A 250-nucleotide genomic window follows, 5' to 3' on the forward strand; every position below is an offset into this window, starting at 1 on the left:
GGATGAATCTCTTTACTACTTCTTCCTGATTGTTAAAGAACGACAGCCGATAGGGTGTTACCCACATCGCTCTGACTGGCTCAATCGCCAATGCAAAAGGCTCTGCTTCGTGCAGAACGCTGTGCATTGAGGATTGGTGGAGGATGACGGGATCGAACCGACGACCCCCTGCTTGCAAAGCAGGTGCTCTCCCAGCTGAGCTAATCCCCCAGTCTACATACTTCAGGGGGACTGCCCGTCACAGACAGTG

General features: G+C 53.2%; 1 tRNA gene. It reads right to left on the minus strand.

The annotated features are described in order from the left end of the window. Positions 1 to 134 precede the first annotated feature (134 nt). Positions 135 to 210 (minus strand) — tRNA-Ala (locus AB4Y40_RS42995). Positions 211 to 250: the final 40 nt, after the last annotated feature.

It is taken from the genome of Paraburkholderia sp. EG287B, assembly GCF_040965595.1.
In the GTDB taxonomy this organism is placed as follows: Bacteria; Pseudomonadota; Gammaproteobacteria; order Burkholderiales; family Burkholderiaceae; genus Paraburkholderia.